The following is a 13,499-nucleotide window of genomic DNA, read 5'->3' on the forward strand; positions in this document are numbered from 1 at the left end:
CGAATCATTGCCGGGTATAAGCCATCTTAATACCGCCCCGGAATAAAGAGCAGAATTGTAATTATTTCGTATCCGATCCTGTCGACAGGGTATTGGAAACTGTTCCACAGTGCTGCTGCATACGCCTCTGAAGGGGAAAATCCATGGATCTGGGTCTGAATGGAAAAACGGCTCTCGTGGTTGGAGCAAGCCGGGGGCTGGGACGTGCAATCGCGATTGGCCTATGCGCCGAAGGTGTCAATGTCCTGGCAGCCTCGCGGCATCCCGCTGACATCGAAGTTTGGCGTGCAGAATTACCTGAAGAGCAGCGCAACCGTATTACAGCGCTGCAGGCCGATCTCAAGGACCGTGCATCCATTACCGCACTGGCAGACAGCGTTCTGGCCAGCGTAGGCGTAGACATTCTCGTCAACAACAGCGGCGGCCCCCCACCCGGCCCCGTCAGCGCTTTCTCCGACGAGGAGTGGATCGACCATTTCACGGTCATGGCAAGCCGCTTCTTCCTGCTGGCATCCCGGCTGGTTCCCGGGATGCGGGCACGAAAATGGGGGCGCGTGCTGACTGTAGGGTCATCAGGGATCATGCAGCCTATCCCCGGACTTGGCCTTTCAAACGGGATCCGCGGAGCGATTGCCGGCTGGTCCAAGACACTCAGCAATGAGGTTGCTGTGGATGGTGTGACGGTCAACATGCTGATCCCTGGACGCATTCATACGGATCGCCTCGACCAGCTCGATGGCGCAGCGGCCTCTCGTGACGGCATAACTGTCGAAGAAGTCGCCAACCGCTCCCTGTGCAACATTCCCGCCGGACGTTATGGGCGGCCGGAAGAATTTGCCGATGCCGCAGTTTTTCTGGCCAGTGAGCGAGCATCCTACATCACCGGCAGCCAGATCCGCATCGATGGTGGAATGGTCAGGAGTGTATAATGCGGCATGATTTATCGCCCCTGCTGGAAACAGAAGATTTTCGTACAGCCGCCCGTCGTTATTTGCCCCGGGTGCTTTTTGAATACATGGACCGGGGAAGCGAACGGGAAACAGCCCTCAAACAGGGCAGAACGGCGTTGGACCATCTGCGGATCATGCCGTCCGTTCTCACTGGCTCCAGCACCAGAGACCTGTCGTGTAATATCCTGGGGAAAACCTTCCCAACCCCTCTGATCGTCGCGCCCACGGCCATTGCAGGCATGATCCGCACCGGCGGAGAAGCCCGGATCGCCTCGGCTGCGGCCCGGGTGGGAATACCGGTCTGTCTGGCCACACAATCCATCGTACCGATCGAAACCGTTGCACGGGCAGCACCGGGAAACGTGTGGTTTCAACTCTACATCTGGCAGAACCGGCAACGGACACTGGACCTGGTGGAACGCGTCAGAACTGCCGGTGTGGAAACGCTGCTGGTGACGGTAGACACGGCCGTTCAGCCGCTGCGGCACTACAATCGACGCAACGGGTTCAGCATGGGTTTTCGGGCTACACCACGGTCTGTCCTGGACATTGCGTCCCATCCGCGCTGGGCGTGGAATGCACTTCTACGGCCTCTGCTGCAGGGGCGTGGAGTACCGGATTTCCCGCATTACCCGGAAGGTCTGCGCCCAAATGTCCTGCGCCCCCAACAGGACCCGTCCGTACGGCTGGCACAGGACGTGACATGGCAGGATATCGAACATCTGCGTGTGTTCTGGAAAGGGAAGCTTGTACTCAAAGGGGTTTTGTCCCCTGAAGATGTAACACACGCCAGACGGATCGGCATTGATGGAATTGTCGTCTCAACACATGGCGCGCGTAATCTTGATTCAGCTCCTCCCGTAGCAGATGTTCTTCCTTCTCTGGCAGACGAAGCCGGGAATATGACAGTCATCGCCGATAGCGGGATCCGGCAGGGAAGCGATGTTTTCAAACTACTCGCTCTTGGCGCAGATGCGGTTATGGTCGGACGTCTGCCACTCTATGGTCTTGCTGCAGGCGGGGTCGAGGGTGTGGAGCGCATCCTGAACATGCTTCTGGACGAACTGCGCGTGACAATGGCACTGAGTGGAAAGGCTACGCTGTCAGAGCTGGGGCTGAATAGTCTCCTGAACGTCAGGGGGCAGGAATAAAACAACGCTCCAGAAGCCGGTCTTTCCTGCTGCTGGAGCACCATGCCCATGAGCTATGTGGAAGAAACCGACCCTTTACGGCTCAACTTCCAGAAAAAGATCGTGGCTCCCCCCAGCATCAAAGCATCCATAATTAGCCCCCAGGCATAGGCTGACGTCGAACCGGCAAGAGACGCAAAAACCACCGGACCAAAAAAATTTCCGAGGTTTCCGAATGAATTGATCAACGCAACCCCGGCTGCTGCCTGAACGCCGTGCAGAAAACGTCCGGGTACGCCCCACATCAGCCCGAGGATCACGAAAATTGCAGCTGTAGCCAGTGTGAGCAGGGCGCCCTGTCCTGCAAGAGACGGTATGAATGTCATGCTTCCCAAGGCCAGGCAGGCAGTCACCAGAGCACTGAGAATACGCCTGTTATCAGTAACCGTCCCGGTTCGCTTCACGCTTATCAGGAGAGCCACTGCGCCTGCAAAATAAGGAACGGTCGCAAGCCGGAGAACATTGTGCCGCTCGAACCCGGCATGAGCAATCATCTGAGGCAGCCAGAAATGAATGGTGCTGCTCACAAAAGAGGTACAGAAGAAGACAACGGCAATTTTCCAGACGATCGGGAGCCTGAACGCGCCAAGAAACAGGTCGAGAGAGCGCGACTGCCGGGAAGCCCTCAGATAGGCAAGACGACCGGCCATAACGACCCGCTCATCCTCTGTCAGCCACACGGCGTGCTCCAGCCGCTCAGGAAGACAGTGATAAAGCAGAGCACCCAGAAGAATTGAGGGAAGCCCTTCAATCAGAAAAAGCCATTGCCACCCGTGCAGATTCCATGTCCCGTTCAAGTGCAGGATGACACTTGCAAGCAATGACGACACAGCGCTCGCCACTGGGATGACCACAATCAGGTAGCTGACGACCCGTGCATGCAGCTTGGGCGGGAAGGCCTGCATCAGGAAAAAGAGGATCCCGGGATAAAAACCGGACTCCGCCACCCCGAGCACGAAACGCATGACGAGAAATCCGGTCCCGGTCCCGACGAAGGCCATACCTGCAGAGACAAGCCCCCAGGTAATCATGCAAACCGAAAGCCACAACCTGGCCCCCAGTCGACCAAGAATGTAATTGCCCGGCATCTCAAAGAGAACATAGCCGATAAAGAAAATACCGGCGCCCAGTCCATAAGTCGTGCCTGAAAGCATGAGGTCATGGCGCATGTCAGCGGCAGCAAAACTTACATTGACCCGGTCTACATAAGCAAAAAAAAACACAAGACGAGAAGCGGCATCAGACGGATGAGCAGCTTTCTGTCAAGCGAATCAAATCCTGGCATTATTCTCTCCGCAAGCTTTACCCTACCGATGCCACAGAGGCCCGCAGGGCAAGGGGATGTCAGGCATCAGGGGCTTCGACAAAGGTCCCGTCAAATATGACGCGCTCAACCGGCACACGCTGTGAAGGCACTTCACGCACCCGCAGATCTTCCGGAAGAATCTCAGCCGGAGCCTGCTTTCCGATGGCGATTGCGGTTTCAAAAGCATAATCGGCTGGCAGTTGCAGACCCGCATGGGTCAAATCGACATCACTAACACCACTCATAGTGTGAGCCGCCCATCCAGCATGGTGTGCCTGCAAAAGGACCAGCATGGCAGCGGCCCCGGCATCATAAGAATGAGTGCGGGAAAAAACACGATCCGGCGTTGTTCTCGGGATCATGGTGGTACGCGATGCGATATAGACGAGCGCTGACGCTGACTTGGCCCATCTCTGGTTCACCGGCTTCAGCCAAGACAGGAACTGTTCCCAGTTTTCTGTTCCTTTCCGGGCGTACATGAACCGCCACGGCTGCGAATTATACTGGGAGGGAGCCCACCGGCCCGCTTCAAGAATTTCACGAAGAACTTCGTCAGAAATGGTGTCGTCCGTAAAAGCGCGGGGGGACCAGCGATTGACGATCATTTTCATGATTGAGGAAGATGCTTCGCGGTTGGGGGCTTCGGTCATCACGGATCTCACGTTGTGGGAATGGTAACATCACGCAGCATGCTGACGAGGCCCAACTCTAACAGGATTTCCGTTTCGGATTAGTATCATAATAAATCCAAGACTATAGCTTCAGGAAATAGCGTGCTCCTGAAGCCTGTCCTGCAATATTGGAGTTTCCAGCCGCATCGTTACCGATGTTTTGGATACGGACACCCCGGCCTCCAAAAGCTGTCATACTGGTCTCCTTATTCTGTTTTTTACTTTCGGAAAAACAGGCGGAGGGCTCGAAAAACCCTCTGGTTTTGCTCCTCTCTGTATGATTCCATTTTTCCTGAGTTGATTGGGATATGGATCATGAAGCAGTGCGGTTTCTTTGATATTGAAGCCCGGCTTACCCCGTTTCAGCGCTCTGGGTGACTAGCTCGAAGTGTTTTCCCGAACTGTGGATTTTGAAGTCCTCCGTCCGGATCTAAACCAGGCTTTGGCGTATTCCGATGAGCGCAAGGGCAGACGTCCGCCATTCGATCTGGTGTTGATATTCAAGTTCCTGATGACCCAGACGTTGAACAACCTGTCCGATGAACAGACGGAATACCTGATCAATTATTGCCTGCCCTTCATGCGCTTCTTTGAACTGGGGCTTTCAGGTCGGGTGTCGGATACCAAAACAATCTGGCCGCTCCAAAGCAACGCTATACCGACACCGAGAAAACGTATCTTCGAGAGGGACGTATTCCCGAACACTGGCAGAACAAACCCACAAAACGGTCGCACTCAGGATCGTCATGCACGCTACCCCCTGAAACTCACGGAAACGAAGCGTCAGGACGATGGAACCATACCATCCAGCGATCTCGCCATCCCGTTCGGTGCATTCCAAAATGGAAAACACGTGCCAAGCGCATCAATTAACGGTTCTTCGATCCCTCCACTTCTTACTTAATGCCTGATTTGGTCTGAGACACCTTCCCCGCGGCAGCCCAGCGGTCCTGGGGAATCGATGAACGAACAGGCCATGTGAGACTATCTGTCCGCTTCAAGCCGTGCATATTATCATCCTGTATAGGCCTTCTTGGCCATGTAAGGATACCGACAAGATACTACCAGTATGGCAGTGAACTGTTACCAGAACTTGGCCATAACTGAATTGATTTTATTGAAGAGAAGGGGACCTGGTGGAGAGAGTTGGATTCGAACCAACGTAGGCGTACGCCAGCGGATTTACAGTCCGCCCCCTTTAGCCACTCGGGCACCTCTCCGGGTCGGCGGTTCAGATATGGCGGATTGACGGCTATGTCAATTCCCTGATGTCGATTATACGCTTTTTTATGGCCAGAAGATCTCCCTCCCGTTCCGCCCCCGATCGCTCCACGAATCGTTCCTCCTCTCCCGCCGGACATGCCGAGCAGACACGCACTCCCGGTGAGCGTTCGAAAGAACGCGGTGGCCGGTCTGGCCGTGGCCATGGGGGCAGTTCCGGCTCTGGCTACTGGATTTACGGACACCATGCCGTACAGGCCGCGCTCGCCAACCCCGAGCGTGTCATTCATGACTTTCTGGCCACGCGCGAAGCCGCGCTTGCATTCGAAAGCGCTTCACGCAAGCCGCAGATCGTTGACCGTGAGCGCCTCGACAAGCTGTGTGAGCGCGATGCCGTTCATCAGGGTCTCTGCCTGCGGGTCGAGCCTCTGGAGACGCTCGCCATTCCTGATATCGTTGAGCGCAAGGGCCCGGTTCTGGTGCTGGATCAGGTGACGGATCCGCGTAATATCGGCGCCATTCTCCGCTCTGCCGCAGCATTCGGTGCGGCGGCACTTCTGGTGCAGGATCGCAATGCGCCGCAGGAAAGCGGTGCGATGGCGAAGGCGGCTTCGGGCGCGCTGGACGTTGTGCCGATCCTGCGTGAGGTCAATCTCTCCCGTGCGCTTCAGGCGCTTCAGGCCGAGGATTTCTGGGTTGTCGGGCTGGATGCCGGGGGGACGCGACTGGATGGCAAGAGCTTTGCCGGGCGTCGTGTGGCGCTGGTTCTGGGAGCCGAAGGCGCAGGGCTACGTCGCCTGACGCGCGAGACCTGTGACGAAATCGCCAGCGTCTACATGCCCGGCGACATGGAGAGCCTGAACGTCTCCAATGCCGCCGCCGTCGCACTTTACGAACTGGTGCGTCCGGTCTGAGAGGTACGCACTGAACGGGTTTCCGGGAGCACTGAATGCTCCCGGAAAACTGAGGGTCAGTTAGGGCCGGATGTGGCGGACAGGTAGTCCGTGTATCCTTCTGCGCCCTGGCTGTACCAGGTCTTCATGTTGTCCGGCTGAAGGGCGATGCCGCGGGCGAAACGCTCCGGCAGGTCAGGGTTCGAGATGAACTTACGGCCAAAGGCGATCGCATCGGCGTGACCTTCCGCCAAGGCTTTCTGTGCGCTCTCGAACGTGTAGTCCTGATTGAGCACCAGCGGACGGGTGAAGACCTTGCGGATCTGCGGGGACAGCTTGGGCTGCTCCGTTTTTCCGAACGTGCCATCCGGGCCGGGTTCCCGCAGTTCGAGCCACGCCACGCCCAGATCCTGAAGCAGTTTCGCGGCTGGCACGAAGACCGTCTCCGGCGCGCTGTCGATGCAACCCTGCGTGTCTCCGTTGGGGGAGAGGCGCACGCCGGTACGTTCAGCACCGATGGTTGCGATGACGCGCTCGGTGACTTCCTTCAGGAAGCGGATGCGGTTTTCGGGAACCCCACCATACTCGTCAGCCCGCTGATTCGTACTGTTTCGCAGGAACTCGTCAATAAGATAGCCATTGGCGGCATGGATCTGCACCCCGTCGAAACCGGCGCGGATGGCGTTGCGGGCTGCGTTCTCATAGTCACTCAGGATGCGGCTGATATCGGCGGCATCCAGCGCGCGGGCCTCTTCGTAAGGCTTCTTGCCTTCGTAAGTATGGACTTCGCCCGGAGCGGTCGTGGGAGACGGCGAGACGGGCTGGGTTCCGGTGACGGAGGAATGAACCATGCGGCCCATATGCCAGAGTTGGCAGACGATCTTGCCGCCCTTTGCATGCACGGCAGCAACAATCGGCTTCCAGGCTTCGACCTGTGCGTCTGACCAGATTCCCGGAGCGAACGGCCATCCCAGACCTTCACGGGAAATCCCGGTGGCTTCCGTAATGATCAGTCCGGCACTGGCGCGCTGGGCGTAGTATTCCACCATGATGGGGGTTGGAACGGCATCCTTGTCGGCGCGTGCGCGTGTGAGCGGTGACATCACGATCCGGTTGTTCGCGTGAATGGGACCGAAATCGATGGGATCGAACAGGGTTGGCATCACTTAATCTCCTCTGGACAGGGCCGCATAATGTTCGACAATAATCGAACAAGGCAAGCCTTTTGTTTGACAGGACTCGAACAAAGCAGGTGTTGCGATAAAACCTCAGGAAAGGGATAAGACCCCATGCCTGCCTACGACCATCCTGACCCCGCGACGTTCGAACTGACCTCGGTGCTCCGCGCCCTGGCCGATCCTGCACGTCTGGATATCGTCCGGCACCTGGGGCGGGTCGGAGAAGCGAACTGCGCAACGCTGGTCGGGACGCGGCCCAAATCCAGCATGTCGCATCATTTTCAGGTTCTGCGGGACAGCGGGGTTCTGCGGACACGCATCGAAGGGGTTCAGCATCGCAACTCTCTGCGTCGCGAGGAACTCGACATGCGATTCCCCGGGCTTCTGGCGGCTATTCTGAACGCTCCCTGAAGAACAGCCTCAGTTCCTGCGCCAGATTTCTTCTTGGATGCAGGTTGCGAACACCAGCCAGACGAAGAACGGCACCTGCATCGAGGCCGCCTTGCAGTCCACTTTGTGCGCCGTGCAGATCGAGGCCCCTGACATCATGATCAGGCCGACGCAGATGGCCAGACCTGTTCCGAGCTGGCGCTTGCGGAATACGAAGAACGGGAACCCCGCCACCCCCGCGACACAGAGTGCCCAGAGGACCAGAGCCATCGTCCGGCAACAGGATTTTTCGGCGCGCAGAAGCCGGTAGCCCGACCAGGCTAACAGGCCATCCAGCAGCGTCCAGATCACGGCGTAAGCCGGTCCGGGCGGATTGAAATACGGCTTGTTCAGGCGGTTGTACCATTGGCGGGTGGAAGGATCGTCGGCAGGGCTGATTTCCCGGGCGGCGTATTGAACTCCGAAAACCGTGCCGGCGGCGAGGACCGCATCAACCAGACGTCCCATAATCCCTGATCCTTCATAAATCCTGCTGCCGTAACGCGGCAGCAGGGCTTACGGTTCAGGGGGCCGGGGAGGCCGATGGCACGGGCGTGCCGAAATCGAGCTCGGCCGCGATCTTCCCGGCATCCGGATTCCACAGCAGGACCCGGTCACTGCCGGCGCCGCTCAGCGTGACGGCCATCAGCCCGTCAGGACGGGAGGTGACGGACGTGATGTGTTCGCCCGCGCCCAGCGGAAGCGCCAGACGGGAAAAGCCGCCATCAACCAGCGGGACGGTCGCCGTCACGCTCGGTCGGGGATGCAGAAAACGGTAGGCAATCACGCCAATCAGCCCGAAGACGGCCGCGATGATCAGCACGCCCATCAAAATTACGGCGGCCAGAAGCGCTTTTGGTGTGTGCGACTCGCTGTTCGCCATTTCCTCAGCTACACCCTGTGTCATGTCTGATCCTGTTTCCCCATTCCGTCTTGTTGTCGATGCGTCCACGGCTGGCCAGAGAGCCGACCGGGCGCTGGCGGACGCCATCGGCACGGTTTCACGCTCCCGGGTCAAGGCCCTGATTGAAAGCGGCAATCTTTCCGTCAATGGAAAGACGGTCTGCGAGCCAGCGGAAACGCTGCGCGACGGCATGGAAATGCTGCTGACATTCCCGGACCCCACCCCTGCCCGGCCGATCGCCGAGCAGATTCCGCTCGATATCCTTTATGAAGATGACGACCTGATCGTGCTCGACAAGCAAGCAGGGCTCGTGACGCATCCTGCTCCGGGGAACGAGACGGGCACGCTGGTCAATGCGCTGCTCGGCCATTGCGGTGAAGGATTCGAGGGAATTGGCGGCGAAAAGCGGCCGGGAATCGTGCATCGTCTGGACAAGGATACATCCGGGCTGATGGTGGTGGCCAAAACGGCGATGGTTCACAACGCCCTGTCTGAAGCCTTTGCCGCCCGCGATATTGACCGTGCGTATCTGGCGCTCGCCTGGGGGCTTGTGCCGTCCGAAGGCGAGTTTGACGGCAATATCGGCCGTGACAAGAGGGACCGCAAACGCATGGCGGTCGTGGGCAGTGGCGGCAAGGTTGCCTTGACACGGTTCAAACTGATCGAGCCGTTTCAGGCTGCCGTGTCCCTGATCGAATGTCGCCTCGCCACTGGACGGACCCATCAGATACGTGTTCATCTTTCGAATGCAGGCCATCCCCTGCTCGGAGACCCGGTCTATCTGCGCCGGATTCCCGCAGCGGCGCGCGGCCTGTCGCAGGATGCGAAAGAAGCGGCGCTTGATTTCCCCCGTCAGGCGCTCCATGCGACCCGACTCGGATTTATCCATCCGCGGACAAAAAAACAGCTTTCGTTCGAAACCGCCCCTCCTGAAGATTTCCAGGCCTTGAAAAAGCGACTGATCGGCTAAACTTTAAAAGGTTATTGACTTTTTTAGCTGAGCCTGTCATTAACTGCTTATCCGACGAGCTGACGCGCCGCCGGAACGGATCGTACCGCCAGAGGTCGCCCAGTTCGGGGGCTGACGGTCGGGGACGTGAAAGTCCTTCCCAATGCGTCACCTGGGTCAGACGGAACTCTTCCGTCGCCGGTCCGTATGAGTCTCCAGCTCATCCGGATGCGGGTTAAGCCCCGGGCGAAAGGAGTCGAAAACCATGGCATCCCCAGCCGTCATTTCAGTGGGTCCAGAAAACAATCTCACCCGCTACCTTCAGGAAATCCGCAAGTTCCCCCTGCTGACGCCACAGGAAGAGCTCGATCTCTCCCGCCAGTGGCGCAAGAACGAGGATACGAGCGCGGCACACCGCCTCGTCACGTCCCATCTGCGTCTCGTGGCCAAGATCGCCATGGGTTATCGCGGTTATGGCCTGCCGGTGAACGAACTTATCAGCGAGGGCAATATCGGCATGATGCAGGCCGTGCGCCGGTTCGATCCGGAGCGTGGCTTCCGCCTTGCCACCTACGCCATGTGGTGGATCCGTGCCGCCATGCAGGAATATATTCTGCATAGCTGGTCGCTCGTGAAAATTGGCACAACGGCCTCCCAGAAAAAGCTGTTCTTCAATCTGCGTCGTCTCAAAGGACAGATGCAGGCCATTGATGACGGTGATCTGAAGCCGGAGCAGGTCAATTCCATTGCCACAACGCTTGGCGTGCCGGAGCAAGACGTCCTGTCCATGAACCAGCGTCTGGCCGCGCCTGACCACAGCCTCAATGCGCCGCTGCGCATCGATGGTGAAGGTGAGTGGCAGGACTGGCTCGTGGACGATCACGAAAACCAGGAGCAGACCTACGCTGCGTCTGAAGAGTTCACGGGGCGCAAGGCTCTGCTTGATCAGGCGCTGATGACGCTGAACGAGCGTGAGCGGCACATCCTGAGCGAGCGTCGTCTGAAGGAAGAGCCGTCCACGCTGGAAGAGCTTTCCCATCACTACAACGTCTCGCGCGAACGCATCCGCCAGATCGAGGCCCGTGCGATGGAGAAGCTTCAGAAGGCCATGGCCGCCGAAGTGGAACACCGTCGCCGCGAAAACGGCCTTCAAGCCTGAAGAAACATCTTTCACGAAAAACCCCGCTGGAGCATGGCTCTGGCGGGGTTTTTCGTGCTGGAACACCAGCCGGAATGATGGAATTGCGTTTCCCATTTTGGAGGAGACAGCAGCATCCCCTCCGGACAACCGCTCAGGACAGGTTATGCAGTCGAAGGCGGAACAGGTGGCGTAGGGGCACGGTCATAGGCCTGACAGGCGATGAGACTACAGAGCAGAAAACAGCCCGAGACAAACTCAGCAATATCCAACGCTTTCTCTCGCAGCGCATAAAAAAGCCGGGGAAGTCACCTTCCCCGGCTTTTGTCTTATTCGAGCCCCAGATCATGGCCCGCGGAGCGAAGCACCTCAATGCCTGGAAGGATCTTACCTTCCAGCCATTCCAGGAAGGCCCCGCCTGCCGTAGAGACATAGGTCATCTTGTTTGCAACCCCTGCATGGCGCAGGGCCGAGACCGTGTCACCACCGCCGGCGATCGTCTTGAGCTTGCCGTCTTCCGTAAGCTGCGCCGCATACTGAGCGACCTCGACGGTCGCCTTGTCGAAAGGTGCAATCTCGAACGCGCCGAGCGGACCGTTCCAGACCAGAGTCTTGAGCGTGTCCAGACGTTCGCGAATCAACGCGACCGTACGCGGACCAGCATCGAGGATCATGGCATCATCCGGGACTTCGCCAATCAGGCAGGTCTCGGTCGGGACATGAGCCTTGAACTCGCGCGCCACGACAGCATCGACCGGCAGGACGATCTCGCAGCCCTTCTCCTGCGCAAGATGGGCGATCTTGCGCGCCGTCTCGTGCATTTCGGCTTCCTGCAGGGACTTACCCACATTCATGCCTTCAGCGGCGAGGAACGTGTTAGCCATCGCCCCTGTGATGAACAGCGTGTCCACCTTCTCGATGACATTCCCGATCAGATCGAGCTTCGTCGAGATCTTGGAGCCGCCAATGATCGCACCGACCGGACGCTCCGGGTTTTCCAGAGCTGCGGAGAGAGCGCTTAGTTCGGCCTGCATCAGACGTCCGGCGAAGGACGGCAGGTCGCGGGCCACACCTTCGGTTGAGGCATGGGCGCGGTGCGCAGCCGAGAACGCGTCATTGACGAAAATATCGCCATGCTGCGCCAGGGCCTTGGCGAACTGCGGATCATTCGCCTCTTCACCCGCATGGAAGCGCGTGTTTTCGAGAACGATGATGTCCCCGTCTTCCATCGCGCCCACAGCCGCTTCCACGGTCGGGCCGACGCACTCGGCTACGAAGCCGACCGGCTGGCCAAGGATCTGACCGAGCTTCAGCGCGATCGGGCGCAGGGACATGGCCGGAACGACCTGACCCTTCGGACGATCAAAATGGCTGAACACCACAACGCGCGCGCCCTTGTCGGCCAGTTCGCGGATCGTCGGTGCAACCCGCTGCAGGCGGGTGTCATCCGTAATGACGCCGTCATGCATCGGGACGTTGAGGTCGGCGCGGACCAGCACGCGCTTGCCGCGTGCGTCCACACCATCAAGGGTGCGGAAGGCCATCACTCAGAGGGTCCCGAACAGGGCTGCCGTATCGGCCATACGGTTGGAGAAGCCCCACTCGTTGTCGTACCAGGAGCAGACGCGCACCATCTTGCCACCATCGACAAGGACCGTCTGCGTCGCATCAAAAATCGACGACGCCTTGTCATGGTTGAAGTCGGAACTAACGAGCGGCGCCGTGTTGTACTCGAGAATACCCTTCAGGGAGCCTTCGAGCGAAGCAGCACGGATGGCTTCGTTGACGGCTTCGGCGGAAGCCGGAGCGCGCGTCGGGACGAAGTCCAGCGAGACGACCGAGACATTCGGCGTCGGAACGCGGATGGAGGTTCCGTCCAGCTTGCCCTTCAGGTGCGGCAGAACCAGACCGACGGCCTTGGCGGCACCCGTGGAGGTCGGGATCATGTTGAGCGCGGCGGCGCGGGCGCGGCGCGGGTCCTTGTGCAGGGTGTCCACCGTGCGCTGATCACCCGTGTAGGAGTGGATCGTGACCATGTAGCCACATTCAATCCCAAAGGCCTTGTCCAGAACGGAGGCCACAGGCGCCAGGCAATTGGTGGTGCAGGACGCGTTGGAGATGATCTTCATGTCCGGCGTCAGCACATCATTGTTCACACCGTAAACGATCGTCGCATCGACGTCCGTGGCCGGAGCAGAGATGACGACCCGCTTGGCACCGGCTTCCAGCAGGGCCGAAGCCTTTTCGCGGGACGTGAAGAGGCCCGTGCATTCCATCGCCACATCGACGCCCTGGAACGGGACCTGTGCCGGGTTACGCTCGGCAGATACCTTGATCGGACCATAGGTACGACCATTGGCTTCGATGATCAGGCTGTTGCCCTCGGCGCGGACAGTTCCCGGAAGACGGCCATGCGTGCTGTCATAGGCCAGAAGGTGCGCGTTGGCCTCGACGGAACCCAGATCGTTGATGGCGACAACTTCGACATCCGTGCGACCGCTCTCGATGATGCCACGCAGCACCAGCCGTCCGATCCGTCCGAAACCGTTAATCGCGATTTTTACAGCCATGACCTGCCCTACTCCGTTTCTTGAAAACTCGGGCATCCTCCATAGCACCGCCACAGCAGAGCAACAGGGGGCATCAACAGTTTTTCATTAAGTTGGCTCT

The 13,499-nt window shown here is 58.7% G+C and carries 13 protein-coding genes, 1 tRNA gene and 1 pseudogene; 7 read left to right on the forward strand and 8 right to left on the reverse strand.

Features of this window, described 5'->3' with window-relative positions; genetic code table 11:
* The first annotated feature begins 143 nt into the window (after positions 1 to 143).
* Together IGS75_RS03260 and IGS75_RS03265 are read left to right on the forward strand one after the other, a co-directional pair.
* Positions 144 to 929, forward strand: a complete 786-nt coding sequence (locus IGS75_RS03260) for an SDR family oxidoreductase (RefSeq protein WP_202257560.1) — start codon at positions 144 to 146, stop codon at positions 927 to 929.
* Positions 929 to 2,101: an alpha-hydroxy acid oxidase gene (locus IGS75_RS03265; protein WP_202257561.1), complete on the forward strand. Its 1,173-nt coding sequence runs from the start codon at positions 929 to 931 to the stop codon at positions 2,099 to 2,101. The genes IGS75_RS03260 and IGS75_RS03265 overlap by 1 nt, the downstream gene beginning before the upstream one ends.
* A gap of 53 nt (positions 2,102 to 2,154) precedes the next feature.
* Here IGS75_RS03265 and IGS75_RS03270 read toward each other — a convergent pair whose 3' ends face one another.
* Together IGS75_RS03270 and IGS75_RS03275 are read right to left on the reverse strand one after the other, a co-directional pair.
* On the reverse strand, positions 2,155 to 3,363 hold the full coding sequence (locus tag IGS75_RS03270) for an MFS transporter (protein ID WP_202257562.1): 1,209 nt from the start codon (positions 3,361 to 3,363) through the stop codon (positions 2,155 to 2,157).
* A gap of 121 nt (positions 3,364 to 3,484) precedes the next feature.
* Complete coding sequence (locus IGS75_RS03275; RefSeq protein WP_141350926.1) at positions 3,485 to 4,096, reverse strand: nitroreductase family protein; 612 nt, start codon at positions 4,094 to 4,096, stop codon at positions 3,485 to 3,487.
* 336 nt (positions 4,097 to 4,432) lie between these two features.
* Here IGS75_RS03275 and IGS75_RS03280 point away from each other — a divergent pair.
* A pseudogene (locus tag IGS75_RS03280) lies at positions 4,433 to 4,961 on the forward strand (transposase); the annotation flags it as partial.
* A gap of 290 nt (positions 4,962 to 5,251) precedes the next feature.
* Here IGS75_RS03280 and IGS75_RS03285 read toward each other — a convergent pair.
* A tRNA-Tyr gene (locus tag IGS75_RS03285) sits at positions 5,252 to 5,337 on the reverse strand.
* Positions 5,338 to 5,406: 69 nt separating this feature from the next.
* On the opposite strand from IGS75_RS03285, the gene rlmB reads away from it, so the two are divergent.
* Entirely contained in the window at positions 5,407 to 6,252 is an 846-nt protein-coding gene (gene rlmB, locus IGS75_RS03290; protein WP_202257563.1) for a 23S rRNA (guanosine(2251)-2'-O)-methyltransferase RlmB, read from the forward strand.
* A 56-nt stretch (positions 6,253 to 6,308) separates the two neighbouring features.
* Here the strand turns inward: rlmB and IGS75_RS03295 are convergent, their stop codons facing one another.
* Positions 6,309 to 7,394 carry an alkene reductase gene (locus tag IGS75_RS03295; RefSeq protein ID WP_202258110.1) on the reverse strand — a complete coding sequence of 362 codons (1,086 nt, stop codon included), beginning with the start codon at positions 7,392 to 7,394 and terminating at the stop codon, positions 6,309 to 6,311.
* A gap of 126 nt (positions 7,395 to 7,520) precedes the next feature.
* On the opposite strand from IGS75_RS03295, the gene IGS75_RS03300 reads away from it, so the two are divergent.
* Positions 7,521 to 7,820 (forward strand): ArsR/SmtB family transcription factor, encoded by a 300-nt coding sequence (locus IGS75_RS03300; protein WP_141350922.1) that lies wholly within the window; start codon positions 7,521 to 7,523, stop codon positions 7,818 to 7,820.
* Positions 7,821 to 7,829: 9 nt separating this feature from the next.
* Here the strand turns inward: IGS75_RS03300 and IGS75_RS03305 are convergent, their stop codons facing one another.
* Together IGS75_RS03305 and IGS75_RS03310 are read right to left on the reverse strand one after the other, a co-directional pair.
* Entirely contained in the window at positions 7,830 to 8,306 is a 477-nt protein-coding gene (locus IGS75_RS03305) for a TspO/MBR family protein (RefSeq protein WP_202257564.1), read from the reverse strand.
* Positions 8,307 to 8,361: 55 nt separating this feature from the next.
* Complete coding sequence (locus IGS75_RS03310) at positions 8,362 to 8,745, reverse strand: hypothetical protein (RefSeq protein ID WP_202257565.1); 384 nt, start codon at positions 8,743 to 8,745, stop codon at positions 8,362 to 8,364.
* Between IGS75_RS03310 and IGS75_RS03315 the strand changes: the two genes are divergently transcribed.
* Positions 8,744 to 9,712: an RluA family pseudouridine synthase gene (locus tag IGS75_RS03315; protein ID WP_202257566.1), complete on the forward strand. Its 969-nt coding sequence runs from the start codon at positions 8,744 to 8,746 to the stop codon at positions 9,710 to 9,712. The two genes, IGS75_RS03310 and IGS75_RS03315, sit on opposite strands and share 2 nt — an antisense overlap.
* A 244-nt stretch (positions 9,713 to 9,956) precedes the next feature.
* Complete coding sequence (rpoH, locus tag IGS75_RS03320) at positions 9,957 to 10,850, forward strand: RNA polymerase sigma factor RpoH (protein WP_141350915.1); 894 nt, start codon at positions 9,957 to 9,959, stop codon at positions 10,848 to 10,850.
* Between the two features lie 308 nt (positions 10,851 to 11,158).
* Here the strand turns inward: rpoH and IGS75_RS03325 are convergent, their stop codons facing one another.
* Complete coding sequence (locus tag IGS75_RS03325; protein WP_202258112.1) at positions 11,159 to 12,373, reverse strand: phosphoglycerate kinase; 1,215 nt, start codon at positions 12,371 to 12,373, stop codon at positions 11,159 to 11,161.
* A 3-nt stretch (positions 12,374 to 12,376) separates the two neighbouring features.
* Complete coding sequence (gap, locus tag IGS75_RS03330) at positions 12,377 to 13,399, reverse strand: type I glyceraldehyde-3-phosphate dehydrogenase (protein WP_141350911.1); 1,023 nt, start codon at positions 13,397 to 13,399, stop codon at positions 12,377 to 12,379.
* Positions 13,400 to 13,499 lie beyond the last annotated feature (100 nt).

The sequence above is a fragment of the Gluconobacter sphaericus genome (genome assembly GCF_016757795.1).
Taxonomy (GTDB): Bacteria; Pseudomonadota; Alphaproteobacteria; order Acetobacterales; family Acetobacteraceae; genus Gluconobacter; species Gluconobacter sphaericus.

Bases quoted from the DNA above. Each gene is read 5' to 3' on its own strand.
- IGS75_RS03305 (WP_202257564.1), bottom strand. From the start codon at position 8,306: ATGGGACGTCTGGTTGATGCGGTCCTCGCCGCCGGCACGGTTTTCGGA.
- IGS75_RS03275 (WP_141350926.1), bottom strand. From the start codon at position 4,096: ATGACCGAAGCCCCCAACCGCGAAGCATCTTCCTCAATCATGAAAATG.
- gap (WP_141350911.1), bottom strand. From the start codon at position 13,399: ATGGCTGTAAAAATCGCGATTAACGGTTTCGGACGGATCGGACGGCTG.
- IGS75_RS03260 (WP_202257560.1), top strand. From the start codon at position 144: ATGGATCTGGGTCTGAATGGAAAAACGGCTCTCGTGGTTGGAGCAAGC.
- IGS75_RS03325 (WP_202258112.1), bottom strand. From the start codon at position 12,373: ATGGCCTTCCGCACCCTTGATGGTGTGGACGCACGCGGCAAGCGCGTG.
- IGS75_RS03310 (WP_202257565.1), bottom strand. From the start codon at position 8,745: ATGACACAGGGTGTAGCTGAGGAAATGGCGAACAGCGAGTCGCACACA.
- IGS75_RS03300 (WP_141350922.1), top strand. From the start codon at position 7,521: ATGCCTGCCTACGACCATCCTGACCCCGCGACGTTCGAACTGACCTCG.
- IGS75_RS03315 (WP_202257566.1), top strand. From the start codon at position 8,744: ATGTCTGATCCTGTTTCCCCATTCCGTCTTGTTGTCGATGCGTCCACG.
- IGS75_RS03265 (WP_202257561.1), top strand. From the start codon at position 929: ATGCGGCATGATTTATCGCCCCTGCTGGAAACAGAAGATTTTCGTACA.
- IGS75_RS03295 (WP_202258110.1), bottom strand. From the start codon at position 7,394: ATGCCAACCCTGTTCGATCCCATCGATTTCGGTCCCATTCACGCGAAC.
- rpoH (WP_141350915.1), top strand. From the start codon at position 9,957: ATGGCATCCCCAGCCGTCATTTCAGTGGGTCCAGAAAACAATCTCACC.
- rlmB (WP_202257563.1), top strand. From the start codon at position 5,407: ATGGCCAGAAGATCTCCCTCCCGTTCCGCCCCCGATCGCTCCACGAAT.